At 71.0% G+C, this 24,967-nt stretch carries 24 protein-coding genes; 2 read left to right on the forward strand and 22 right to left on the reverse strand.

The genetic code is table 11. From position 1 onward, the window contains the following. Window positions 1–54: 54 nt before the first annotated feature. Entirely contained in the window at window positions 55–1,005 is a 951-nt protein-coding gene (locus ACF1BE_RS22895; RefSeq protein ID WP_392200866.1) for a pseudouridine synthase, read from the forward strand. A 79-nt stretch (window positions 1,006–1,084) separates the two neighbouring features. Here the strand turns inward: ACF1BE_RS22895 and ACF1BE_RS22900 are convergent, their stop codons facing one another. The 16 genes from ACF1BE_RS22900 to ACF1BE_RS22975 form a co-directional block, all read right to left on the reverse strand. Then, entirely contained in the window at window positions 1,085–2,575 is a 1,491-nt protein-coding gene (locus ACF1BE_RS22900) for a cytochrome P450 (protein ID WP_392200867.1), read from the reverse strand. Window positions 2,576–2,623: 48 nt separating this feature from the next. Continuing rightward, on the reverse strand, window positions 2,624–3,244 hold the full coding sequence (locus ACF1BE_RS22905) for an ATP/GTP-binding protein (RefSeq protein WP_392200868.1): 621 nt from the start codon (window positions 3,242–3,244) through the stop codon (window positions 2,624–2,626). Next, window positions 3,225–3,647, reverse strand: a complete 423-nt coding sequence (locus tag ACF1BE_RS22910) for a DUF742 domain-containing protein (RefSeq protein WP_392200869.1) — start codon at window positions 3,645–3,647, stop codon at window positions 3,225–3,227. The genes ACF1BE_RS22905 and ACF1BE_RS22910 overlap by 20 nt, the downstream gene beginning before the upstream one ends. Beyond that, complete coding sequence (locus ACF1BE_RS22915; RefSeq protein WP_356821672.1) at window positions 3,644–4,048, reverse strand: roadblock/LC7 domain-containing protein; 405 nt, start codon at window positions 4,046–4,048, stop codon at window positions 3,644–3,646. The genes ACF1BE_RS22910 and ACF1BE_RS22915 overlap by 4 nt, the downstream gene beginning before the upstream one ends. Then, window positions 4,045–5,709, reverse strand: coding sequence for a sensor histidine kinase (locus ACF1BE_RS22920; protein WP_392200870.1), 1,665 nt, complete (start codon window positions 5,707–5,709; stop codon window positions 4,045–4,047). Before ACF1BE_RS22920 ends, ACF1BE_RS22915 begins: the two co-directional genes overlap by 4 nt. Window positions 5,710–6,111: 402 nt before the next feature. Beyond that, a complete protein-coding gene (locus ACF1BE_RS22925; RefSeq protein ID WP_392200871.1) occupies window positions 6,112–8,964 on the reverse strand; it encodes a DEAD/DEAH box helicase in 2,853 nt (950 codons plus the stop codon). A 91-nt stretch (window positions 8,965–9,055) separates the two neighbouring features. Beyond that, complete coding sequence (gene tatC, locus ACF1BE_RS22930; protein ID WP_392200872.1) at window positions 9,056–10,000, reverse strand: twin-arginine translocase subunit TatC; 945 nt, start codon at window positions 9,998–10,000, stop codon at window positions 9,056–9,058. A gap of 47 nt (window positions 10,001–10,047) precedes the next feature. Further along, window positions 10,048–10,335 carry a Sec-independent protein translocase subunit TatA gene (gene tatA, locus ACF1BE_RS22935; RefSeq protein ID WP_392200873.1) on the reverse strand — a complete coding sequence of 96 codons (288 nt, stop codon included), beginning with the start codon at window positions 10,333–10,335 and terminating at the stop codon, window positions 10,048–10,050. A 256-nt stretch (window positions 10,336–10,591) separates the two neighbouring features. After that, entirely contained in the window at window positions 10,592–10,786 is a 195-nt protein-coding gene (locus tag ACF1BE_RS22940; protein ID WP_392200874.1) for a hypothetical protein, read from the reverse strand. 42 nt (window positions 10,787–10,828) lie between these two features. Then, entirely contained in the window at window positions 10,829–11,089 is a 261-nt protein-coding gene (locus ACF1BE_RS22945) for a hypothetical protein (RefSeq protein WP_392201011.1), read from the reverse strand. 96 nt (window positions 11,090–11,185) lie between these two features. Continuing rightward, window positions 11,186–12,217 (reverse strand): helix-turn-helix transcriptional regulator, encoded by a 1,032-nt coding sequence (locus ACF1BE_RS22950; protein ID WP_392200875.1) that lies wholly within the window; start codon window positions 12,215–12,217, stop codon window positions 11,186–11,188. 14 nt (window positions 12,218–12,231) lie between these two features. Next, entirely contained in the window at window positions 12,232–13,185 is a 954-nt protein-coding gene (locus tag ACF1BE_RS22955) for a helix-turn-helix transcriptional regulator (RefSeq protein ID WP_392200876.1), read from the reverse strand. A gap of 137 nt (window positions 13,186–13,322) precedes the next feature. Beyond that, window positions 13,323–13,694: an FKBP-type peptidyl-prolyl cis-trans isomerase gene (locus ACF1BE_RS22960; RefSeq protein ID WP_392200877.1), complete on the reverse strand. Its 372-nt coding sequence runs from the start codon at window positions 13,692–13,694 to the stop codon at window positions 13,323–13,325. A gap of 87 nt (window positions 13,695–13,781) precedes the next feature. Continuing rightward, on the reverse strand, window positions 13,782–14,780 hold the full coding sequence (locus tag ACF1BE_RS22965; protein ID WP_392200878.1) for an FKBP-type peptidyl-prolyl cis-trans isomerase: 999 nt from the start codon (window positions 14,778–14,780) through the stop codon (window positions 13,782–13,784). 139 nt (window positions 14,781–14,919) lie between these two features. Beyond that, entirely contained in the window at window positions 14,920–16,281 is a 1,362-nt protein-coding gene (gene pafA, locus ACF1BE_RS22970; RefSeq protein ID WP_356821690.1) for a Pup--protein ligase, read from the reverse strand. A gap of 9 nt (window positions 16,282–16,290) precedes the next feature. Next, complete coding sequence (locus ACF1BE_RS22975; RefSeq protein ID WP_392200879.1) at window positions 16,291–17,550, reverse strand: MFS transporter; 1,260 nt, start codon at window positions 17,548–17,550, stop codon at window positions 16,291–16,293. A 169-nt stretch (window positions 17,551–17,719) separates the two neighbouring features. On the opposite strand from ACF1BE_RS22975, the gene ACF1BE_RS22980 reads away from it, so the two are divergent. Next, window positions 17,720–18,736, forward strand: coding sequence for a LacI family DNA-binding transcriptional regulator (locus ACF1BE_RS22980; protein WP_392200880.1), 1,017 nt, complete (start codon window positions 17,720–17,722; stop codon window positions 18,734–18,736). Between the two features lie 79 nt (window positions 18,737–18,815). Here the strand turns inward: ACF1BE_RS22980 and prcA are convergent, their stop codons facing one another. The 6 genes from prcA to arc all read right to left on the reverse strand — a co-directional run bounded on the left by prcA (window position 18,816) and on the right by arc (window position 24,793). Continuing rightward, entirely contained in the window at window positions 18,816–19,553 is a 738-nt protein-coding gene (gene prcA, locus ACF1BE_RS22985; protein ID WP_392200881.1) for a proteasome subunit alpha, read from the reverse strand. A gap of 60 nt (window positions 19,554–19,613) precedes the next feature. Then, a complete protein-coding gene (gene prcB, locus ACF1BE_RS22990) occupies window positions 19,614–20,459 on the reverse strand; it encodes a proteasome subunit beta (RefSeq protein WP_392200882.1) in 846 nt (281 codons plus the stop codon). Further along, on the reverse strand, window positions 20,411–20,815 hold the full coding sequence (locus ACF1BE_RS22995; protein WP_392200883.1) for an endonuclease VII domain-containing protein: 405 nt from the start codon (window positions 20,813–20,815) through the stop codon (window positions 20,411–20,413). The genes prcB and ACF1BE_RS22995 overlap by 49 nt, the downstream gene beginning before the upstream one ends. A gap of 75 nt (window positions 20,816–20,890) precedes the next feature. Beyond that, the gene (locus ACF1BE_RS23000) at window positions 20,891–21,109 is read right to left on the reverse strand and encodes a ubiquitin-like protein Pup (RefSeq protein WP_020939002.1); all 219 of its coding nucleotides are present in this window, start codon (window positions 21,107–21,109) and stop codon (window positions 20,891–20,893) included. A 173-nt stretch (window positions 21,110–21,282) separates the two neighbouring features. Then, window positions 21,283–22,794: a depupylase/deamidase Dop gene (gene dop / locus ACF1BE_RS23005; RefSeq protein ID WP_392200884.1), complete on the reverse strand. Its 1,512-nt coding sequence runs from the start codon at window positions 22,792–22,794 to the stop codon at window positions 21,283–21,285. A gap of 232 nt (window positions 22,795–23,026) precedes the next feature. Beyond that, entirely contained in the window at window positions 23,027–24,793 is a 1,767-nt protein-coding gene (gene arc, locus ACF1BE_RS23010; protein ID WP_392200885.1) for a proteasome ATPase, read from the reverse strand. Window positions 24,794–24,967: the final 174 nt, after the last annotated feature.

The following is a 24,967-nucleotide window of genomic DNA, read 5'->3' on the forward strand; positions in this document are numbered from 1 at the left end:
GCCCACCCGTTCACGGCCGCGCTCCGGGTGACCGCTCCCCGTACCCTTGGACCGGTGAGACGCCGTACGCCGCCCCCGCCCGCCCCGCTCCCCCAGCGCGACGGTGTCGACCCCGTACGGGTCCGGCTGCCCGTGGACGGGACGTGGGCGACCGTGCGGGAGCATCTGGTGGAACGGCTCACCGGCGCCGGGCCCGGGGTCGTCGCGTCGATGTTCGACACGGGGCTGGTGGTCGGCGCCGACGGGCGGCCCGTCGCCCCCGAGGCGCCGTACCGGCCGGGGATGTTCGTGTGGTTCCACCGCGAGCTGCCCGCGGAGGTGCCGGTGCCGTTCCCGGTGGAGGTGGTCCACCGGGACGAGCACATCGTGGTGGCCGACAAGCCGCACTTCCTGGCCACGACCCCGCGCGGCTCGCATGTCGCCGAGACCGCGCTGGCCCGGCTCCGGCGCGAGCTGGACCTCCCGGCGCTGACGGCGGCGCACCGCCTGGACCGGCTCACCGCGGGGCTGGTGCTGTTCACCGTGCGGCCCGGCGAGCGGGGCGCCTACCAGACGCTGTTCCGGGACCGGCTGGTGCGCAAGGAGTACGAGGCGGTCGCGCCCTACGATCCCGCGCTCGTCCTGCCCCGCACCGTACGCAGCAGGATCGTGAAGGAGCGCGGTGTGCCGGCCGCCCGGGAGGTGGCGGGCGAACCGAACGCCGAGACGCGCGTGGAGCTCGCCGGCCACCGGGACGGACTGGCCCGCTACCGGCTGCTCCCGGCGACCGGGCAGACGCACCAGCTGCGGGTGCATCTGAGCGCCCTCGGCGTGCCCGTCCTCGGCGATCCGCTCTACCCCGAGGTGACCGGCCCGGTGCCGGCCGGCGACTTCCGCCGCCCCCTCCAACTGCTCGCCCGCCGACTGGCGTTCACCGACCCGGTCACCGGCGCGGAGCACACGTTCGTCAGCGGACGCGCACTGCGGGCCTGGACGTCGTACGACGAGTGGGCCGCCGGGGACTGAGTCCGCGGGCCGGGGAAGGCGGCCCCCCGCCGGACCGGGCCCCGGCGGGGGGCCGCCCCTCACGGGAGACGCCGGTGCGTCACTCGCCGCGCCACCAGGCCAGCAGGCGGCGCCAGACGCCAGGGGGGCGGGACGGTTCCACGGGCGGAGGCAGCGGGGCCGGGGTCCGGGGCGGGCGGGGGGACGCCGGCCGGGGCGCGGCGGCCGGGGCCGGGTCGCTGCCCAGGGTGCCGATCTGCCAGGCGGAGCGCTGCGGCGGTACGGCCACCGGCCGGGGCGGCATCTCCACGTCCTGCTGCGGCTTCGGCTCGAACCGCACCGGCAGGGCCACCAGGTGCCGCGAGGCGATGGACGACCGCCAGCGCAGCTCCTCCTCCGCGCAGTCCAGCTGGATGTCGGACAGCCGCGTCAGCAGCGCGTCGACGCCGACGTCGGCGATGGCGCGCCCGATGTCCTGTCCCGGGCACTCGTGCGGTCCGCCGCCGAAGGCGAGGTGGGACCGGTTGCCCTGCATGCCGGCGGACAGGTCCGGGCGGATGCGCGGGTCGAGGTTGCCCGGCGCGGGAGCGAACAACAGGCCGTCGCCCTTGCGGATGCGCCGGCCGCCCAGCTCGGTGTCCTGCTTGGCGTAGTAACCGAAGACGGTGCTGAACGGCGGCTCGTCCCACAGTGACTGCTCGATCGCCTCCGGCACGGTCATCTGGCCGCCGTTGAGCTGGGCGCGGAAGCCCGGCTCGGTCAGGACCATGCGCAGCGCGTTGGCGAGGAGGTTCGCCGTGGCCTCGTAGGCCGCGAAGAGAACGAGCCGCAGGTGTTCGCGGACCTCGTCGTCGGTGAGTCCGGCCGGGTGGGCGATGAGGTGGCTGGTGAAGTCGTCCTCGGGCAGGGCACGGCGCCGGGTGGTGAGCCGGCCGAGCGCGTTCATGACGTACCCGTGGCTCTGGATGGCGGTCTCGGAGCCCTTGAGGGCGTCCCGCGCGGCCTGCACCATCCGGTCGTCGTACTCCTCGGGCATGCCGAGGATCTCGCACATGACGGCCATCGGCAGGTGCTCGGCGAACTGGGAGACCAGGTCGGCCCGGCCCCGCTCGCAGAAGCCGTTGACCAGGGCCTGGGTGTGGCGGCCGATGTGGCGGCGGACGCTGCGGTGGTCGATGGTGGCCATGGCCGCGGTGACCGCCGCGCGCAGCCGCTGGTGCTCGTCCCCCTCGGCGTGGGAGCAGATGGGCTGCCAGGCGATGTGCGGCATGAGCGGGTGGTCGGGCTTGACCGTGCCCTCCAGCAGCGGGCTCCAGATGCGGCTGTCCCGGGTGTACTGCGAGGGGCTGCGCACCAGTTGCAGGTTCTCGGCATGCCCGAGCACCACCCACATCGGTACGTCGTCGGGGAGCAGCACGGGCGCCACGGGGCCGTGCTGCTCGCGCAGGCGTTCGTAGAGGCTGTTGAGGTCCTCGGCGTCGGGGCCGTAGAGCCGGTGCAGTCCCCCGGGGCCGAGGCCGTGCGCCGGACAGCCCGGCGGCGGGCCGGACGCGGGGTCTGTGCCGGTCAGGGATGGGGATTCAGACGTCACGGTGTCGCTCCGGAACGGATGGTGGGGGGGGATCGGTCGGGCGGCGGGTCAGGTGCGGGCGCCCGACAGGGCAATGGAGTGCAGGAGGCGCATGAGGGTCATCAGCACGTCTTTGCTGGACGCCCGCCGGCGCACGTCGCAGTCGATGATCGGGACATCCGGTCCGAGGTCCAGCGCGGTACGCAGGTCCTCGACCGGGTAACGGGGCGCGTCGGGGAAGGTGTTGACGGCGACGACGAAGGGCACGCCGCGCTCCTCCAGCCGGCCCATCACGTCGAAGCTGACCTCCAGGCGCCGGGTGTCGACCAGGACGACCGCGCCGAGGGCGCCTTCGAACAGGCCGTTCCACAGGAACCAGAAGCGCTCCTGGCCGGGGGTGCCGAAGAGGTAGAGCACCAGCTTGTCGGTGATGCTGATACGGCCGAAGTCCATGGCGACGGTGGTGGCCGTCTTGGAGTCGGAGCCGTAGTTGTCGTCCACGCCGATGCCGGCCTGGGTCATGGTCTCCTCGGTGGTCAGCGGCCTGATCTCGCTGACGGAACCGACCATGGTGGTCTTGCCGACACCGAAGCCACCCACGATCACGATCTTCACCGCGGCCTGGGCCGTGTGCGGCAGCTGGTCCTCGGTGCGCGGGCCGGGGATCGTGTCAGAGCCGTTGAAGTCCATGCATCACCGCTTCGAGGAGTGAACGGTCGGGGACCGACCGGCGGACGATGGGGGCGCGCGCCTGCACCAGGTCCGCCCCGATCAGTTCGGTGATCAGTACGGTCATCGCGCTGAACGGCAGCTGGAGGTAGGCCGAGAGTTCGGCCACGGACAGCGGGGAGGCGCAGAGGCGGAGCACGGCCGCCTCTTCCGGCGAGGCGGACGGCTGCGGCAAGGAGCGCGCCACGACCAGGGTCACCAGGTCGAGTTCGGCCCGGGCGCCGTCGGCCGATCCCGCGATGGTGTACAGCCGTTCGGGGTTCCTGGGCGTCTCCTGGCCGTCGGCCGGCTGAGAGGACGGGGGCGGGGACGGCGGGGGCGCCACCGGCTGCGGCTGGCGCCGTTTGCGTCGTGAAGGCGTCATACGGCCTGCCCGTTGCGCCGGGGCGGGCTGGTCAGGTGGGCCCCGATCCGGACGACGAGGTCGCGCATCATGCCGCTCATCCGCCCCGGTTCGCAGGTCACGTCGGCGAGCACGGCGAGGTAGGCGTTGGCGCCCGCGTTCATGAGGTAGAAGTAGCCGCCGTCGATCTCGAAGACGACGACCTTCATGTCACCGGCGCCGGGGATCTCCTGGATGATGGCACCGGCCAGGCTCTGCACGCCCGCGCACGCGGCGGCCACCCGGTCGGCGGCGTCGGGGTCGCCGCCGTAGCGGGCGATGCGCAGTCCGTCGGCGGAGAGGACCACGATCATCTCGATACCCGGCACGCCGTCGTTCAGCTGCTTGAGCATCCAGTCCAGGTTCGCTCGCTGCTGGATCACTTGAGGTCCCCCTCGTCGTCGGCCTCGGTGGCGCCCTCACCGGGATCGGCCGGATCGTTGAGCAGATGCAGGTACTTGGTCGGGTTGAGCGTGAAGTCGGTCAGTTCCGAGGCGGTGGCGTCCGCGGGCATGCCCTTGCGCAGGCCGTCCCAGAACGCTTCCATCCACATGCCCGGCGGCCGGTCCATGAGCTTCTTGCGCTCGGGATCGATCTCGGGCTCGGGTTCCTGCCTGCTCTGGGACCAGATGGTCGGCCTGCCCTCGCGTTCGGCGCGCTCGATGGCGGCCTGTTCCGCGATCCGCTGGCCGATCGGGGTCTTCACCCGGCTGCGGCGTTGCGGCAGACCGCCCGCGGTCCACTCCGTGACCTCCGGGACGTCGTCCTCCATGGAGATGCCCGCGGGAATCTTGGGACTGGTGGGGCGGCGCTTCTTGGGCGGGCGCTTCGGGCCCTCGACGGCGCCGAGTTCGGGCTTCGGGATGCCGGTGGCGCCGATACCGTGCGCGGCGCCGACGCCGGGCTCGGTGGTCGTCATCACCCGCGGCACGATGAGGATCGCGCGGACGCCGCCGTAGGCGGAGGAGCGCAGCGAGACGTCCATGTCGAACTGCTTGCAGAGGCGGCCGACGACGGCGAGGCCGAGGCGCGGGTTCTCGCCGAGGTTGTCGGCGTCGTCGTTGTTCTTGGCGTCCTCGATCGCCTGCTCGATACGGGCGCGGGACTCCTCGCTGAGGCTGACGCCCGCGTCCTCGATCTCGATGACGACACCGGACTGCACCTCGGCGGCGGTGACGTGCACCTTGGTCGACGGCGGGGAGTAGCGGGTGGCGTTGTCGAGGAGTTCGGCGGCGGCGTGGAGGACCGGTTCGACCGCGGTGCCCTTGATGTTGATGTTGACGATGGAGCTGAGTTCGATCCGGCGGTACTCCAGGATGCGGGACATGGCGCCGCGCAGCACGCTGTAGAGGGAGACCGGCAGGGGCCACTGACGGCCGGGCCGGCCGCCGCCGAGCACCGAGATGGTGTCGGCGAGGCGGCCGATCAGCGAGGTGCCGTGGTCGATGCGCAGCAGGTCGTCGAAGACCTCGGGGTTGCGGCCGTGGTCCTCCTCCATCTCGCGCAGTTCCTTGGCCTGCTGGTGGACGATGGCCTGGACGCGGCGGGCGATGCTCACGAAGGAGCGCTCCGTGGCGTCACGCATCGAGATCTCGTGGTCGGCGCCGCGCCAGGCGACGCGCACCAGCTCGCGGTAGCTCTCGGGCAGGCCGCGCAGGTCGGGGTCCGCGTCGTAGACGTTGCTCACGGTGTCCCGGAGTGCCTCGCCGCGGCGCAGCCGGTAGAAGCCGGTGGGCAGGATGTCGGTGGTGATGCGGTCGATCAGCGCGTTGTGGGCGGCGATCCGCTGTTCCAGGTACGCCGTGTGACGGGCGTGTTCGGCCTGCGTGTCGCGGAGGCGGCGGCCACGGCGGACGGCCTCCCCGGCCGCGCCGAGGACCAGCAGCACGGCCAGCGTTCCGCACACGCCGACGGCGAGCCGGGCCGCGGGCGGTACCAGGGCGACGGCGGCCCCGGCAGCTGCGGCCATCGCTATGGCCGGCGCCAACAGGACGCGCGCACAGGGACGTTCACGGCCGCCGGGAGGCTTTTGAACACTCACCATGGATGCCTTCTGAGATGAGTCGGCTGGGTGTCGGGGGGACTTGCGAGGGGAAGGTTCACGGACGATCGGGATCTGATTCACACAAGGGGAACAAGCGCACGAATCACCTCAACCCGGTGCGCCTCGGGCGAGCTTAGTCCGACCGGATCATCGCCGTGCCCTCTTCGGCAAGCATCTGAAAATGCCCCCGCGACAGGAGTACGCTCGAAGCCATTTACACACTGTGCAGTTGTTCGAACACCCTTCGTAATGGCGAACAGGCATACGAATGCCGGTCACCGTGAAGAGTGCACCGCTCCCCCGGAGCCGCGCCCCGGCCGGTGCCCTACCGGCCCTGGACGGGTGTGGGAGACCGCGCGCTCAGCCGCGGCGCACGGTCTCCCACACCCACCGGACTGCCGGTCACCCCACCGACGAGTAGGCCACCACACCGCGCAGCAGCTGGTCCACCGCCTTGCGCGCGTTCTTCGCCACGGTCGACCCCTCCGCGTGCGCCGCCGCCGAGATCTGCCCCAGCACGTCGATGACCTGCTTGCACCACCGCACGAAGTCACCGGCGGGCATGTCCGCCTCGCGCAGCACCTCGTCGAGCCCGTTGCCCGTCGCCCACATGTACGCCGCCCAGGCGAACCCGAGATCCGGCTCCCGCTGGCCGACCCCCTCGGTCTGGCTGATCCGGAACTCCTCCTCGAGAGCGTCGAGCCGACCCCAGATCCGGACCATGTCACCGAGCGCGGCCTTCGCCCCGCCCGACGGCAGCTTCGGCGCCAGCGCGTCGTCGCCCGACCGGGACTCGTACACCAACGCCGACACGCAGGCGGCGAGTTCGGCGGGGCCGAGGCCCTCCCAGACGCGCTCGCGCAGACACTCGCTGGCCAGCAGGTCCAGTTCGCCGTAGAGCCGGGCCAGCCGCTTGCCGTGCTCGGTGACCTCGTCGCCGCGCAGGTAGTCCAGCTCGGTCAGCAGCGCCACGATCCGGTCGAAGGTCCGCGCGATCGTGTTCGTACGGCCCTCGATCCGCCGCTCCAGCTGCGAGGTGTCGCGCAGCAGCCGGTGGTAGCGCTCGGCCCACCGGGCGTGGTCCTCACGGTCGCTGCAGCCGTGGCAGGGGTGGGCGCGGATCGCCGTGCGCAGCCGGGCGATCTCGCGGTCGTCGGCGGCCTGCGACCGCTGCTTGCGCGCCCGCTCCGGCGGGATGTGCCCGGCCTTGGTGCGCAACGCGGACGCGAGGTCCCGACGGGACTGCGGCGAACGGGGGTTGAACGACTTCGGGATCCGCATCCGGTCCAGCGGCTCGACCGGTACCGGGAAGTCCATCGAGGCCAGTCGCTTGACCTGCCGCTCCGCGGTCAGCACCAACGGGCGCGGACCGTCCTGGTGCTCGAAACCGCGGTGGCCGTTGGAACGGCCGGCGGGCAGGCCGGGGTCCAGCACCAGCGCCAGACCGGCGTACTTGCCCGTCGGCACGTGGATGACGTCGCCGGCCTTCAGCCTCTCCAGGGCGACGGCGGCCTCGGCACGCCGCTGGTTGGCGCCCTGCCGGACCAGCTCCGTCTCACGGTCCTTCAGTTCGCGGCGCAGCCGCGCGTATTCCTCGAAGTCGCCGAGGTGGCAGGTCATGGAGGCCTTGTAACCCTCCAGGCCCTCCTCGTTGCGCTGCACCTGCCGGGAGATGCCGACGACCGACTTGTCGGCCTGGAACTGCGCGAAGGAGGTCTCCAGCAGCTCCCGCGAGCGGTGCCGGCCGAACTGCTCGACCAGGTTGACCGCCATGTTGTACGACGGCTTGAAGCTGGAGCGCAGCGGGTACGTGCGGGTGCCCGCGAGACCGGCGAGGTGCTCGGGGCTGCCGCCGCGCTGCCACAGGACGACCGCGTGGCCCTCCACGTCGATGCCGCGGCGGCCGGCCCGGCCCGTCAGCTGCGTGTACTCGCCGGGCGTGATGTCGGCGTGCTGCTCGCCGTTCCACTTGACGAGCTTCTCCAGCACGACCGAGCGGGCGGGCATGTTGATGCCGAGCGCGAGGGTCTCGGTGGCGAACACCGCCTTGACCAGGCCGCGCACGAACAGCTCCTCCACGACCTCCTTGAAGGTCGGCAGCATGCCCGCGTGGTGGGCGGCGATGCCCCGCTCCAGGCCCTCCAGCCACTCGTAGTAGCCGAGGACGTGCAGGTCCTCCGGCGGGATCGAGGCGGTGCGCTCCGCGACCAGGGCACGGACCTGCTCCCGCGCGTCCTCGTCGTTGAGCCGGAGGCCGGCGTGCAGGCACTGCTGGACGGCGGCCTCGCAGGCGGCACGGCTGAAGATGAAGGTGATGGCCGGGAGCAGGCCCTCGGAGTCCAGTCGCTCGATGACCTCGGGGCGGCTCGGCGTCCACACCCGCGTACGCTGTCGGCGCTCCCGCTCACGATCGGCCTCGCGCATCGACCGGCCGCGCCTGCGGTCCTGGAACGACGGCCGCGTCGCCTCCATCCGGGCGAGGCGGACGAGGTCGGGGTTGACGGCCTTCTTGTGGCCCTCGCCCTCCTCGAACAGGTCGTACATCCGGCGTCCGGCGAGCACGTGCTGGAACAGGGGCACGGGCCGGTGCTCGGAGACGATCACCTCGGTGTCGCCGCGGACGGTGTCCAGCCAGTCACCGAACTCCTCGGCGTTGGACACGGTCGCGGAGAGCGAGACCAGGGTCACCGACTCGGGGAGGTGGATGATCACTTCCTCCCAGACGGCGCCCCGGAAGCGGTCGGAGAGGTAGTGCACCTCGTCCATGACCACGTGGCCGAGACCGAGGAGGGTCTGCGAGCCCGCGTAGAGCATGTTCCGCAGCACCTCGGTGGTCATCACGACCACCGGGGCGTCGGAGTTCACGCTGTTGTCGCCGGTGAGCAGGCCCACCTTCGCGGCGCCGTACCGCCGGCACAGGTCGGCGTACTTCTGGTTCGACAGGGCCTTGATGGGCGTCGTGTAGAAGCACTTCTTGCCCTGCTGGAGGGCGAGGTGCACGGCGAACTCGCCCACGATCGTCTTGCCCGAGCCGGTGGGGGCGGCCACCAGCACGCCCTTCCCGGCCTCGAGCGCCTGGCAGGCCTCGATCTGGAAGGGGTCGAGGCCGAAGTCGTACATCTCGCGGAAGGATGCGAGCGCGGTGGCCTGCTCGGCAGCCCGCCTGCGGGCTGCCGCGTACCGCTCGGCCGGTGAGAGGTCCTCTGTCATCGTGCTTTCGAGCGTACCGGGCCCCACTGACAACAGGACGATCATTATCCCGAACGTGGGTTGATCGGCAAAGACGGCCGCCCCCGCCCCCGGAGGGGTCCGGGGGCGGGGGCGTCGCGCGTGGTGGCGTGAGGGATCAGGTCACGTCGTCGTAGCCGTTGACCCGGTCGGTGCTCGCCTGCTCGGGCAGCGCCCGGGCGGCCGGTACGGGCTCGACCGCGCCGATGTCCTCGGGCGTGAGGTCCAGCTCGGAGGCCTCGTCGTCCCCGGGGCCGGCGGCCTCGCGGCGGGCCCGGCGCCGGTCGTTGAGCAGCGCGATGGCCACGGCGATGAAGTAGAGCGCCCAGATCGGCGCCGCCAGCGCCAGCATCGTCATCGGGTCGGGGCTGGGCGTGGCCACGGCCGCGAAGGCGGTGATGCCGACGACCATGCCCCGCCACCAGCCCCGCATGCGCCGGCCGGAGAGGACGCCGGTGAGGTTGAGCATGACGAGCAGCAACGGCATCTCGAAGGCGAGGCCGAAGACGACGATCATGCGGGTGATGAGGTCCAGCAGGTCGTCCAGCGGCAGCAGGTTCTCAGCGCCCTCGGGCGTGAGCTCGATCATGAACTTCGCCGTGGTGGGCAGCATGTGGAACGCGAGGTAGCCGCCGCCGAGGAAGAGCGGGAAACCGAAGCCGACGAACGCGTAGGCGTACTTCTTCTCGCCGCGGTGCAGGCCCGGTGCGACGAACGCCCACAGCTGGTAGAGCCAGACCGGCGACGCGAGCACGATGCCGGCCATGAGGGAGACCTTCAGGGCCAGGTTGAACGCGCCCAGCAGGCCACTGACGGTGATGTGCGCGCAGCGGACGTCCTTGGCGGCGGCCAGTTCCCCGAAGGACTGGTGGCAGCCGATCTCGTCCAGCATCGGCCGGGTGATGACTTCGATGATGTCCCGATAGAAGAAGGCCGAGACGATCGTGACGACCACGATCGCCAGGACACCCTTCGCGAGCCGGTTGCGAAGTTCACGCAAGTGATCCGCGAGTGGCATCCGCCCCTCGGGATCCCTGTCCTTCTTGCGGGCAGGCTTGAGCAACCCACATCCTCATCTCGTGCAGCGGACCGGATGCCCCGGTCCTCGCGTCAGCGCTGGGTCGTGTCCGTCGGCTCGGTGACCGGGCGGGAGCTGGTCACGTCACCGGGGGCGGCCTGGATGGTGCGCGGAGGCGAAGCGGGCTCGTCGGCGGTGGACTGGGCGGTGCCCTCGGGCTGCTTGCCGTCGTCCTTCATCGCCTTGGCCTCGCTCTTGAGGATGCGCGCGGACTTGCCGAGCGAGCGCGCCATGTCCGGGAGCTTCTTGGAGCCGAACACCAGGACGATCACCAGAACGAGGAGCAGCAGGTGCCACGGCTCAAGTCCGTTGCGGAACATAAATCTTCACCTTCTCACCGAGGCGGGCACGTCCGACAGGTCGGACACTTGTCCGGACGTCATGCTGGCTGCGATCGTAACGCCTGGGGACGAACGCGGGACAATCCCCCGGCGTACTCCTGCTCTGCGGACCGCGCCTCGTCACCGGGCCGCGACCAGCACCAGCAGCGTACCTGGCCGGGTGGGCGGGGTGACAGAGCCGAGTGACCGACACCGCACCCGCGGGCCGGTACTCGCCGGCACCGCCCGGCGCGGCTCACAGCGCGTCCGCGGCACGGGCGGCGCTCACGGCCGCCCGCTCCAGATCCTCCGCGGCCCTGGTGATGCGGCGCCCGGAATCGGCGACCTGCTGCCCGAGGCGCCGCGCCTCCAGGAACACCCGGACGGCGAACACCCCCAGGACGGCGAGACCGAGAAACCCCATGGCTACCGCGAACATCGGCCAGAACATGAGGTCGAGACTAGACCGTCCGCCGGGGCGGATCCCAGCCGGCTACACCGTGGAGTGCAGCCGCAGGGTGCGCACGCCGCCGCCGGTGAGCAGCTCGACGATCCGCTCCCCCGCGGGCTTGCGGACCGGGGTGCCGCAGCCGGGGCAGGTGAAGGAGTAGAACGTCGTCCGGCTGCTGGCGCCGATGGCGAGGCGCAGCGCGCTCGCGGCGAGTTCGAAGCGGCCCCGGCAGTCGGGGCAGCCGGCCCGGAAGACCACCGGGACCGCTCTGCGCATCCCGGCGAAGGCCGTCGCCGCCGTCATCTCACCCGCACCGGACACCGGGGACTCGCTCACAGCCCTCGCTCCTCTTCCTCTGGTCGCTCTGGGTCGTCCGCCTCCGGGGCGCACGGCCTCGGCTCACGCGGGGCTCAGGTCCCGGCCGTCACCGGCACTCCGCACCGCGCCCGCCGGGCCGTCGTACGCCGCCAGGGCCTCGCGGGCCGCACGGCGGGCACTCTCGGCCAGCTCGGACGGGGAGACGATCCGGCCGTCGCGGCCGAGCCGCAGGGCCAGCCGGCGCAGGGAGGCCGGATCGGGGGTACGCAGAGTGATACGCAGTCCGCCGTCGGGAAGCTCATCGGCGCTGTCGTGCGGGTAGTACTCGGCGACCCACCGACCGCCGGGACCGACCTCGACCACGACCTCCGGGTCCTCGGCGGCCGGCTGCACCAGGGCCTCGGAGAGATCGCGCAGCTCCACCTCGGGCGGCGCGGAGGGCTCGTCGAGGATCCTGATCTCGGCGACCCGGTCGAGCCGGAAGGTGCGCCGGGCCTCGGAGCGGCGGCACCAGGCCTCCACATAGGTGTGGCCGACGCTGACCAGCCGGATGGGGTCGATCTCGCGCTCGGTGATCTCGTCGCGCGCCGGGGAGTAGTAGCGGATCCACAGCCGGCGGCGCTCGGAGATCGCCCGGTCGACGTCGGCGAAGACACCGCCCTCGGACTCGAAGGTCACCGACAGGCGGGAGCTGGCCCCGGCGGCCTCGCCGGCCGCGGTCTCGACCTTGGCCGTGGCCCGCAGCAGGGCCTGGCGGTCCCCCTCCCTGAGGCCGGGCAGCGTCGACACCGCGCGGGCGGCGACCAGCAGGGCCGTGGCCTCGTCGGCGGCGAGCCGCAGCGGCTCGGCGGCCTCCTCGCCGAGCGCGGCCGGGTTGTGCCACCAGATGCGCTCGCCGTCGGTGTCGATGTCCAGCAGATCGCCGCCGCGGAAGCTGGTGCCGCACATGGGCAGCAGGTCGAGGTCGGCGACCAGCTCGTCCTCGGTGATGCCGAAGGCGCGCGCCACGTCGGCGATGCGGGCGCCGGGGCGCTCGCGGAGGTAGGTCACCAGCGAGAGCATCCGCCGGGTCTGGTCGATGGCGTTCACGGGCCTGACCGGTTTGCCTGCCACAGTCCTGCTCCCCCTCAGCCCTTGGCCACGGCGCGCAGCCGGTCCACCACGTCCGCGCGCAGCTCGGCCGGCTCCAGCACCACCACGTCCGGTCCGAACTCCACCAGCCAGGCGTCCAGGCCGTGCCCGTACGGAATCTCCAACTCGTCCCAGCTGTCGTCGAGTTCCCGGACCGCGGTGGCCTTCGCCCGAAGGGGGTAACCGGCGCCGGAGCGCAGCCGGATCAGCGCCGAGCGGTCGGCGATCTCACCGGCCCAGCTCGCGACGGTCTCGCGCACGGTGACGACGTCCGGCACGGGCGTGGTGAAACCCGTGCCCCGTGAGCGGACCCTGCCGGTGATCCGGGAGAGCCGGAAGACGCGCTCGGCACCCCGGTCGCGGTCCCAGCCGGCCAGGTACCAGTGGCCGCGCCAGCACTCCAGCGCCCACGGCTCGACATGCCGTGGCTCGGGGTGGGCGGCGGAGGCCTTGCGGTACTCGAAGAGGACCGGGCGGCGGTCGCGCAGGGCCAGCATCAGCGGCTCGAAGGCGGCCTCGTGCACGGGGATGCGCGGTTCCAGGGCGCTGTGCGCCTCGTACGGGTCGACGTCCTCGGGCAGGCCCGCGGCCCGCAGTTTCTGGAGGGCGCCGCTGGCCGCGCCGGCCAGCCGGGCCTGCTGCCAGACCTTGGCGGCGAGGCCGAGGGCGGCGGCCTCCTCGGCGTCCAGGGTGATGGGGGGCAGGCGGTTGCTGTCGCGGCGGGCGAGGTAACCGACCTCGCCCTCGATGTTCTCGACGGTCTCGATGACGAGGCCCAGCTCGCGCAGGTCGTCCTTGTCCCGCTCGAACATGCGGTTGAAGGAGTCGTCGCTCCCCGCTTCGAGGTAGGCCTCGATGGACGCCCGCAGCTCGCGCTTGCTGAGCGGCCGCCGCGTCCCGAGCAGACACAGCGCGAGGTTCATCAGCCGCTCGGCCTTGGCAATGGCCATCGACGCCCTTCACCTTCCCTATGGTGCTTCTGACCGATGACCGTACCGCTCCGCGGGGCGGTGACAAAAGCCGAGGGCCCACGCCCGGACAGGCATGGGCCCCAGGTGATCGGATCCGGTCGGATCCGGGCCGTGAATCAGACGCCGAGCAGGTCGACCACGAAGATGAGCGTCTCGCCGGGCTTGATCGCCGGGGTCGGGCTCTGGTTTCCGTAGGCGAGGTGGGCGGGGATGGTCAGCTGGCGGCGGCCACCGACCTTCATGCCCTGCACGCCCTGGTCCCAGCCCTTGATGACCCGGCCCTGGCCCAGCGGGAAGCGGAACGGGGTGTTGCGGTTCCAGCTGGCGTCGAACTCCTCGCCGGTGCTGAAGGCGACGCCCACGTAGTGGACGGTGACGTTCTGGCCCGCCTCGGCGACCGGGCCGTCGCCCTCCCAGATGTCCTTGATCTCGAGGTCGGCCGGGGGCTCGCCGCCCGGGAAGTCGATCTCGGGCTTGTCGATGCTCACGTCAAAAGCTCCTGCTTGTGTACGACACGGAACACGGACAGTCTTTCATCATCGCGGGCCCCGTGCCCGCCTCGGGCGTCACGCGGGCTACATCGCCGCGAGGATGTCCACCGTGAAGACCAGGGTGGCGCCCTTCTTGATGGCCCCACCGCTCGGCGGGTTGTCGCCGTAGCCCAGCTCCGGCGGGACGACGATCAGGACCCGGCTGCCCACCTTCTTGCCGGTCAGTCCCTGCGCCAGGCCCTTGACCGCCTGCCGCATCTGCTCCAGGGCGAACTGACTGAGCCGGCCGGAGCCGTACGTCCGCTGGAAGGTCTTGCCGCCCTCCCAGACCAGGCCCTGGAACTGGCACAGGACCGTCTGGTCCGCCTTCACTTCGGCGCCGTCGCCCTCCAGGACGTACTCCGAGACGAGCTTCTTCGGCGGATCCGACTTGGGGACGGTGACCTTGGGCACCTGGCCGTCGGTGTTGGTGGCCACCTTCGGCAGCGCCGGATCGTCCTGCGCGACCGGCTTGCCCTTGGCGGAACTCCTGGAGTTGAAGGAGTCGATGAGGTCGATGACGAACACCAGGGTGTCGGTGCCCTTGATGCCGGCGTCCGGCTGGCCCGACTTGCCGTAGCCCAGGGCGGGCGGGACGGCGATCTGGACCCGGCTGCCGGCCTTCTTGCCGGCCAGGGCGTACCGCCAGCCGTCGATGATGCTGCCCTTGGCGAGCTGCATGACCAGCGGGCGTTTGCGGTCGTAGGAGTTGTCGAAGACCTTGGCCGTGTCCCAGATCTGGCCGAGGTAGTTCGCCTGGACGAAGTCGTTCTCCGCGACCGTGCGGCCGTTGCCCGGGATCAGCGTCCTGACCGCGAGGTTCTTCGACGGGTCGGCCGGCCCCTTGGCGATGACCGGCTTCTCGCCGAACTTCGTGCCCGCCGTGACCGCCGGCAGCGGTCCGTCCACGATCTTGGGCGGGGGCGCGGCGGACGCCGACGGCGAGGCACTGGTCTTGCCGGAGTCGGACGAGTCGTCGCCGCAGGCGGCGAGCGTGACCAGTCCTGCGGGGACAGCGGCGAGGAGAAGTGAGCGTCGGCGCACGGAGAGCCTCGTAATCGGTCGATCTTGCGGATGGCGTGCGCGCAACTCTACGGCGTGAGAAGGGCACCGTACGGGAAACGTACGGCGCCCTTGTGGCGTTCCGGGGAACCGCGGCCGGAACGCTTGGCTCCGTCCCTCGCTACATTCCGGCGATCAGCTTCTCCACCCGGTCGTCCACCGAACGGAACGGGTCCTTGCACAACACGGTGCGCTGCGCCTGGTCGTTGAGCTTCAGGTGCACCCAGTCGACCGTGAAGTCCCTGCGCTGTTCCTGCGCCCGCCGGATGAAGTCGCCGCGCAGCCGGGCCCGAGTGGTCTGCGGAGGGACGGACTTGCCCTCGAAGATCTTCAGGTCGTTGCAGATCCGGGCGGCCTGGCCCTTCTTCTCCAGCAGGTAGTACAGGCCACGACGGCGGTGGATGTCGTGGTAGGCGAGGTCTATCTGCGCGACCCTCGGGTGCGACATGGTCATGTTGTGCTTGGCCCGGTACCGCTCGATGAGCTTGTACTTCATGACCCAGTCGATCTCGGTGGCGATCCGGTCGAGGTCCTCGGCCTCGATCGCGTCGAGCGTGCGGCCCCACAGGTCCAGGACCTCGGCGACCGTGCCGGTGCGGATGCCCCGGCGCTCGCAGAAGTCCACGGCCTTGTCGAAGTACTCGCGCTGCACCTCCAGCGCGGAGGCCTCCCGGCCGCTGGCCAGACGCACCTTGCGCCGGCCGGTGATGTCGTGGCTGACCTCACGGATCGCCCGGATCGGGTTCTCCAGGGTGAGGTCGCGCATCACGGTGCCCGCCTCGATCATGCGCAGCACCAGGTCGGTGGCGCCGACCTTGAGCAGCATGGTCGTCTCGGACATGTTCGAGTCGCCGACGATGACGTGCAGCCGGCGGTAGCGCTCGGCGTCCGCGTGCGGTTCGTCGCGGGTGTTGATGATGGGCCGGGAGCGGGTCGTCGCCGAGGAGACGCCCTCCCAGATGTGCTCCGCGCGCTGGCTGACGCAGTAGACGGCGCCGCGTGGGGTCTGGAGCACCTTGCCGGCGCCGCACAGCAGCTGCCGGGTCACGAGGAAGGGGATGAGGATGTCCGCGAGCCGGGAGAACTCCCCGTGCCGGGCCACCAGGTAGTTCTCGTGGCAGCCGTAGGAGTTGCCCGCCGAGTCGGTGTTGTTCTTGAAGAGGTAGACGTCGCCTGCGATGCCCTCCTCGTGCAGGCGTCGTTCCGCGTCCACCAGGAGTCCTTCGAGAATGCGCTCGCCGGCCTTGTCGTGGGTGACCAGTTCGGTCACGTTGTCACACTCGGGGGTCGCGTATTCCGGATGTGAGCCCACGTCGAGATAGAGCCGGGCGCCGTTTCGCAGGAAGACATTGCTGCTGCGGCCCCATGACACGACACGGCGGAAGAGGTACCGCGCCACCTCGTCAGGAGACAGGCGGCGCTGTCCCCTGAACGTGCACGTGACGCCGTACTCGTTCTCCAGCCCGAAAATGCGGCGGTCCATGAGGGAACATTACGCCCGATCCCCCGAGCTGAAACGGGGTTCGACGGCACGGTTCGGATCATTTTCCGATGAAGCCGCAACGACTCCGCCCCGCGCGGGAGCCGCCAGAGCCCGTCCGGTGGCGAGCAGGACCAGCAGGGACACGGCCCCGGCCGCGCCCGGCAGGGCGAAACCCCACAGGGCGCCACCGGCCTGGACGACCGGTCCCGCCAGGCCCGTTCCGGCAGAGGCGCCCACGGTGAACGTGGTCACCAGCCAGGAGAACGCCTCGGTGACGGTCCCGGCCGGCGCGTGCCGGTCGACGATGATGAACGCGCAGGCGATGCAGGGTGCCAGGAAGACTCCGGAGACCACGCTGAGCAGCACCATCGCGACCGGGCCCGGCGTCAGCGTGAGCGGCAGGTAGCAGACCGCCAGCAGGGCCACCAGCACCGTCAGCCGCCGCTCGGGCGCGCCGGCCCACCGGCGGGCGCCGTAGACGCTGCCGCCGGCGAGCGCGCCGAGCCCGAGCCCGGCCATGAGCCAGCCGTAGACCGCGTCGCCGCCGTGCCCGTCCGCGTACGACACCGAGGCGACCGTGATGGAGCCCAGCGCGATGCCGACGAACAGGAAGGCCGCGAGCAGCGCGAGCAGGCCGGGTGAGCGCAGGGCGCCCAGCCAGTGCGCCTCGCGCGGGGCGGAGCGCCACGCGCGCGAGGGCGGCGAGAGGACCACGGAGAGCGCGCCCAGCACGCCGAGGAGGTTCAGCACGAGCAGGGCGGCGCGCTCGTCCCACAGGGACGCGCACAGGGTCACCAGCAGCGGGCCGGCGGTGAACATGATCTCCTGCGCGATCGCGTCCATGGCGTACGCGGTGTGCACCTGCTCCTCGCGGCGCAGCACGGACGGCCACAGGGCGCGCAGCCCGCCCTCCAGGGGCGGGGCGAACAGGCCGGCCGCCGCCACGGTCGCGTGGGCGAGCGGGAGCGAGCCGGTGCCCAGGAAGGCGAAGGTGGTCATCGAGAGGGCCGCGAGGATTGCCGCGGGCAGCTGCACGCGCGGCTGGCCGTACAGGTCCACGAGCCGGCCGAGGACCGGCTGGCCGACGGCATTGGCGATGCCGTAGACCGCGGCGAGGGCGCCGGCGAGGCTGTAGGTGCCGCCCTCGGCGCGGACGAAGAGCACCAGGGCGATGGCGGCGGTGGCGTTGGGCAGCCGGCCCACCAGGGTGCCGGTGAGCAGCCGGCACGCGTGCCTCGCCCGGAGGATCTCCAGGTATCCCGTGGCCATGTCCTGCCCCTCTGGCTCGCGGGACGCCTCGACGGCCCGAAGTGTTACGTATAACGTCCCCGTCCATACGTACCATGTGCGCTGTTCACACGTCCAGACGGCCGGCAGTGACCCGCAGGGCGCGCCGAGCGCCCCGGGCGGCCGACCCAAGCAGAGGAGCAGGCCCGCGGTGGCACCCAGCAGCACCCGCCCGACCAGCCGTGACGTCGCCCGGGCGGCCGGCGTATCGCAGGCTGCCGTATCCCTCGTGCTGGGCGACAAGTGGCGCGGCCGGGTGTCCGAGGCCACCGCCGAACGGGTCCGGGAGGCCGCGCGGGAGCTGGGCTACCGGCCCAACCTCGCCGCCCGCAACCTCCGCCTCGGCCACACCCGTACCGTCCTGCTCGTGGTGCCCGCCCTGACGACGGAGTTCTTCGCCGGGGTCTACACCGGCGCCGCGCGCGTGGCGGCCGAGCACGGCTTCGGTGTCGTGCTCTACCCCTCACCCGAGGGCATCGGCCCGGCCCGCGACCCGTTCGCCTCCGCGCAGGCCGCCCTGGACGGCGTCATCGCCTCCTCGATGGCCGCCGACGCCCTCACCGCGATCCGCGGCGACCAGCTCCCCCTGGTCATGCTGGACAGCGACCCCGCCGGCAGTCTCGGTGCCGCGACCGTGAACCTGGACATCACCGACGGCGTCCGCCAGGTCGCCGAGCACCTGCTGGGCCTCGGCCACCGACGGGTGCTGCACCTGGCCGCGGACGTGCCCTCCTGGACGTTCGAGATCCGCGCGCGCGAACTGGCGGCGCGCCTGGCGGCCGTCCCGGGCACGCACGTGCGTACGGCCCGGGCCCCGATCTCCATCGAGGGCGCGCTGGCCGCCACCGAGGCCGCGCTCACCGCGCCCGGCCCCCGGCCCACGGCCGTGGTGTGCGACGACGACAAGCTCGCCGCGGGCGCGTACAAGGCGCTGCGCCGCCTCGGCCTGCGCGTGCCGGACGACGTCTCGGTCACCGGTCTGGACGACCTGGCCCTGGCCACCGCGCTCGACCCCGAGCTGACGACCGTACGGCTGGACGCCGAGCTGTTCGGCGAGCACGGGATGCGGGCCCTGCTGGCGGTGCTGGAGGGCCGTGCGCCGCAGAGCGGGGACATCCCCGTCGAACTGGTCGTCCGAGGCTCCACGGCACCGCCCCGCGAGGTGTAGGCCGGTTACCGATCACCGCTGCCGGAACGGCGGGTGCCCCGGCCGGAGGACCGGCCGGGGCACACCTGGGCCGAGGGGGTCACTCCTCGTCGGCGCTCTCCGCCTCCGTGGTCGCGCCGCCCGTCTCCAGCAGGCGGCCGAGCTGACGGCCGACGATGCGCTTGAACTTGCGCTTCTGCGGGCGCGTGCGGTCCAGCACGGCGACCTCCAGCCGCTCGGCGGGGATGTCCCGCTCGCTGCCGTTGGTGTCCCGGGACAGGGCCTGCACGGCCAGCTTCAGGGCCTCCGCGAGGCTCATGCCGTCGCGGTGACGCTGGTCCAGGAAGCTGCTGATCTGCTCGGTGTTGCCACCCACCGCGACGGAGCCGTGCTCGTCCACGATGGAACCGTCGTGCGGCAGCCGGTAGATCTGGTCGCCCTCGGGGGTCTCCCCCACCTCGGCCACCACCAGCTCCACCTCGTACGGCTTCTCGGCCGCCGAGGAGAAGATCGTGCCCAGCGTCTGGGCGTAGACGTTGGCCAGGCCGCGGGCCGTGACGTCGTCACGGTCGTAGGTGTAGCCGCGCAGGTCGGCGTACCGCACGCCGCCGATGCGCAGGTTCTCGTACTCGTTGTACTTGCCGGCCGCGGCGAAGCCGATCCGGTCGTAGATCTCGCTGAACTTGTGCAGCGCGCGGGACGGGTTCTCACCGACGAACACGATGCCGTCGGCGTACTGGAGCACGACCAGGCTGCGGCCGCGGGCGATGCCCTTGCGGGCGTACTCCGCCCGGTCGGCCATGGCCTGCTGGGGTGAGACATAGAACGGCGTCGACACCGGTTATCCGTCCCTTTCTGTCATGGTCACTGGATCACCTCGATAAGAACGGGGCCGCGCTCAGAGCAGTGCGGCCTTGGGGCCGTCGGGCTCCTCCAGGCGCTTCTGGAGCACCGCGCGGGCGAGCCCGGACGACTCCTCCTCGGTGAGCCGGCGGAAGCCGTCCTCGGTGATCACGGTGATGATCGGATAGATCCGGCGGGCGACATCGGGACCACCGGTCGCCGAGTCGTCGTCAGCCGCGTCGTAGAGGGCCTGGACCACGAGCGTGGTGGCCTGCTCCTCGGTCAGGTCGTTGCGGAAGAGCTTCTTCATCGCACCGCGGGCGAAGACCGAGCCCGAGCCCGTCGCGGCGAAGTTGTGCTCCTCGGAACGGCCGCCCGTGACGTCGTAGGAGAAGATGCGTCCCCGCTCGCGGTCCAGGTCGTACCCGGCGAAGAGGGGCACCACGGCCAGGCCCTGCATGGCCATGCCGAGGTTGGAACGGATCATGGTCGACAGCCGGTTGGCCTTGCCCTCCAGGGACAGCTGAGCGCCCTCGACCTTCTCGAAGTGCTCCAGTTCGAGCTGGAAGAGCTTGACCATCTCGACGGCCAGACCGGCGGTGCCGGCGATACCGACGGCCGAGTACTCGTCGGCCGGGAAGACCTTCTCGATGTCCCGCTGCGCGATGACGTTGCCCATGGTCGCCCGGCGGTCACCGGCGAGCACGACACCTCCGGGGAAGGTGACGGCGACGATCGTCGTGCCGTGCGGCGCCTCGATGACGCCCTGCGTGGGCGGCAGCTGCCGGTTGCCGGGCAGCAGCGCGGGCTGGTGCTCGGAGAGGAAGTCCATGAAGGAGGAGGATCCTGGCGTCAGGAAGGCAGCTGGTAGACGCCCGGTGCTACGAGTGTTGGCTTCCACGCGATTCCTTCCACGTAAGCAGCAGCCCGCCTTGTGACCTCGGGCTGATCCTTGAACTGCCCCAGTGCGGCGTTGCAGCTGAAGCACAGTACGCCACGGACCCTACCCGTCTCATGGCAATGATCCACATGTGCCGGCGGAGCCGGCGGACACACACGGCGGGCGCCGCCCTGAGGGGCCGTCAGCTCGTCGCGTTCGGCTCCGGTGCGCCGTGCGGCTCGGCCTCCCGGCGGCGCCGGGAGTGCGCGGCGCCGTACTCCGCCACGCACTCCCGGCAGTGCGGTGGGAGGCCGTCGCGCCGGTTGCCGTCCCGCGCGAAGGACGCAGGGGGCAGATCGCGCCCGCGCTTCCCGCATCCCCTCGCGTTCGGCTGCTCACCCGCCCGACTCCCCCACGACCCTCACGTCGAAGGTCAAGCGACTTCCTCGCCCCTACTCCCCACCTTTCTGCACGAAGGACCGCACGAAATCCTCAGCGTTTTCCTCGAGTACGTCGTCGATCTCGTCCAGGACGGAGTCCACGTCGTCGGACAGCTTCTCGTGCCGTTCCTTCAGGTCCTCCGAAGCCTGCGCGTCCTGCGCCTGCTCCTCGACCTCCTCGGTGGAGCGCGTGGCCTTCTGCTGGCCGCCGCCCGTGTCCTTGGTCGCCATAACCCTCACCCCGCTCAGTTCGCCTGCCGATCGGTGATGATCAGACCCTACAAGCCGGGTCCGACATCGGCCCCGCAGTTTCTGCAACGAACGGGGGCCATCCCGATGATTCCCGGGCGGTGGGCTTTCCACCCTGTCCGCCCGGAGCGCACCGAGTACCCCCTCGACACTCCTCACCCGCCGGACAGGACCCTGACCAGGTCTTCCGCGGTCCGGCAGCGGTCCAGCAGCTCCTTGACGTGATTTCGCGTTCCGCGTAGCGGTTCCAGGGTTGGAACGCGCTGGAGCGAGTCGCGGCCGGGAAGATCGAAGATGACCGAGTCCCAGCTCGCCGCGGCCACGTCGTCCGCGTACTGCTCCAGACACCGGCCGCGGAAGTACGCGCGCGTGTCCTCCGGCGGCTTCGTACGGGCCCGCTCGACCTCGGCCTCGTCCAGCAGCCGCTTCATGCGCCCACGGGCCACCAGGCGGTTGTAGATGCCCTTCTCGGCGCGGACGTCGGCGTACTGGAGGTCGACCAGGTGCAGCCGTGCGGCGTCCCAGTCCAGGTCGTCCCGGCGGCGGTAGCCCTCCATCACCTCCCGCTTGGCCACCCAGTCCAGCTCGCCGGCCAGGCTCATCGGGTCGCGCTCCAGCCGGGTCAGGGTGTCCTCCCAGCGACCGAGGACGTCCTTGGTCTGGTCGTCGGCGTCGGCGCCGAAGCGTTCCTCGACGTACTTGCGGGCCAGTTCGAAGTACTCCATCTGCAGCTGGACCGCGGTGAGCGTGCGACCGCTGCGCAGGGTGACCAGGCGCTTCAGGGACGGGTCGTGCGAGACCTGGTGCAGGGTGCGCACGGGCTGGTCGACGGCCAGGTCCACGGCGATGAAGCCGTCCTCGATCATGGACAGGACCAGGGCGGTCGTACCCAGCTTCAGGTAGGTGGAGATCTCCGAGAGGTTGGCGTCACCGATGATCACGTGCAGCCGGCGGTACTTCTCCGCGTCCGCGTGCGGCTCGTCGCGGGTGTTGATGATCGGGCGCTTGAGCGTGGTCTCCAGGCCGACCTCGACCTCGAAGTAGTCCGCGCGCTGGCTGAGCTGGAAGCCGTGCTCGTGGCCGTCCTGGCCGACGCCCACGCGGCCCGCTCCGGCGAAGACCTGGCGGGAGACGAAGAAGGGCGTGAGGTGGCGCACGATGTCCGAGAAGGGGGTCTCCCGCTTCATCAGGTAGTTCTCGTGCGTGCCGTAGGAGGCGCCCTTGTTGTCGGTGTTGTTCTTGTAGAGGTGGATCTGCTGGGCTCCCGGCAGCTGCGCGGCCCGCTCCGCGGCCTCGGCCATGATCCGCTCCCCCGCCTTGTCCCAGAGGACGGCGTCGCGGGGGTTGGTGACCTCGGGGGCGCTGTACTCGGGGTGGGCGTGGTCGACGTAGAGGCGCGCACCGTTGGTGAGGATCACGTTGGCGAGGCCGATGTCCTCGTCGGTGAGCTGGCTGGAGTCGGCGGTCTCCCGGGCGAGGTCGAAGCCTCGCGCGTCCCGCAGCGGGTTCTCCTCCTCGAAGTCCCAGCGGGCCCGGCGGGCCCGGTGCATCGCGGCCGCGTAGGCGTTGACGATCTGGGACGAGGTGAGCATGGCATTGGCGTTCGGGTGGCCGGGGACGGAGATCCCGTACTCCGTCTCGATTCCCATTACTCGCCGTACGGTCATGCGGCCCTCCTTGCCCGGCGGCACCCTCGGTCGTGGGCGCCGCTCATGTACCGCTGGCGCTCCGGTGCGTGTGCGGTGCCCGTTCCCGCACGGCGCGACTCGGCGGCAGGAACGAGCCTAGAACGCCTTTGCACTGGTGGGGAGATCATTTGCGTCATTGGCTGCTCCGGTCGTGGCCCTGAAAACAGTCGGCTGCGGGTACCCGCCGAGGGCACCCGCAGCCGCCCTGCCCTTACAGGTACTGACCGGTGTTCGCCACCGTGTCGATCGAGCGTCCGGTGTCCGCGCCCTGCTTGCCGGTGATGAGCGTACGGATGTACACGATCCGCTCGCCCTTCTTCCCGGAGATCCGGGCCCAGTCGTCCGGGTTCGTGGTGTTGGGCAGGTCCTCGTTCTCCTTGAACTCGTCCACGCAGGCCTGGAGCAGGTGGGAGACGCGAAGACCCTTCTGGCTCTTCTCCAGGAAGTCCTTGATCGCCATCTTCTTGGCCCGGCCCACGATGTTCTCGATCATGGCGCCGGAGTTGAAGTCCTTGAAGTAGAGGACTTCCTTGTCACCGTTGGCGTAGGTGACCTCCAGGAAGCGGTTCTCCTCCGACTCGGCGTACATGTGCTCGACCGCCGTCTGGATCATGCTCTGGACGGTGGTGGTCTTGTCGCCGCCGTGCTCGCCGACGTCGTCGGTGTGGAGCGGCAGACGCTCGGTGAGGTACTTGCCGAAGATGTCCTTCGCCGCCTCGGCGTCCGGACGCTCGATCTTGATCTTCACGTCGAGCCGGCCGGGGCGCAGGATGGCGGGGTCGATCATGTCCTCGCGGTTGGAGGCACCGATCACGACCACGTTCTGGAGGCCTTCCACACCGTCGATCTCGGCGAGCAGCTGCGGGACGATGGTGTTCTCCACGTCCGAGCTGACGCCGGAGCCACGGGTGCGGAAGAGGGACTCCATCTCGTCGAAGAAGACGATCACGGGGGTGCCCTCGCTGGCCTTCTCACGCGCACGCTGGAAGACGAGGCGGATCTGCCGCTCGGTCTCGCCGACGTACTTGTTGAGCAGCTCGGGACCCTTGATGTTCAGGAAGAAGCTCTTGCCGGCGGCCTGGCCGGTGACCTCGGCGACCTTCTTGGCCAGCGAGTTCGCGACGGCCTTGGCGATGAGCGTCTTGCCGCAGCCGGGCGGCCCGTAGAGCAGGACGCCCTTGGGCGGGCGCAGCTCGTGCTCCTTGAACAGGTCCGGGTAGAGGTACGGCAGCTCGACCGCGTCGCGGATGGCCTCGATCTGGTTGCCGAGACCGCCGATCTGCTCGTAGCCGATGTCGGGGACCTCTTCGAGGACCAGCTCCTCGACCTCGCTCTTGGGCACGACCTCGTAGACGTATCCGGAGCGGGGTTCGAGCAGGAGGGCGTCGCCGGGGCGGATGGTGACGTCCAGCAGCGGCTCGGCGAGCCGCACCACCCGTTCCTCGTCGGTGTGCCCCAGCACGAGGGCGCGTTCGCCGTCCTCCAGGATCTCCTTGAGGGTGACGATGTCGCCGACGCGCTCGTACTCCATGGCGTCGACCACGTTGAGCGCCTCGTTGAGCATGACCTCCTGGCCGCGGCGCAGGTCGTCGAGTTCGACGCTCGGGCTGACGTTGACCCGGAGCTTGCGGCCACCGGTGAAGATGTCCGCGGTGCCGTCCTCGTTCGCCTGGAGGAAGACACCGAAGCCGGCCGGCGGCTGGGCGAGCCGGTCGACCTCCTCCTTGAGGGCCACGATCTGGTCGCGGGCCTCGCGGAGGGTGTTGGCCAGTCGTTCGTTCTGGGCGGACACGCCGGCCAGGTTCGTCTGTAGCTCGACGATCCGCTCTTCGAGAATCCTCGTGTGCCGCGGAGAGTCGGCGAGCTTGCGTCGCAGGACGGCGATCTCCTGCTCAAGGTAGGCGATCTGCCCGGCCGGGTCGTCGGACCCGCGACCCGGGCGGATGCCGCGGTTCATGTCGTCGTCGTGGGCTGCCACGGTCCTCACCTCCTCCAAGGGGAGCTGGACGCTTCCAGACCCTACCTGGGTGGGTGTCGATTGAAACCCCTAGATCACAAAGACTGTCAAGGTGTGTCGTCGGTCACCCGGCGCGCACTCCCTCGCACGGAGGGGATACCCACTGAACGTGAGGGGAAAGCAGCCGGTTCCGTG

Origin of the sequence: Streptomyces sp. NPDC014991 (genome assembly GCF_043080665.1) — a bacterium.
Taxonomy (GTDB): domain Bacteria; phylum Actinomycetota; class Actinomycetes; order Streptomycetales; family Streptomycetaceae; genus Streptomyces.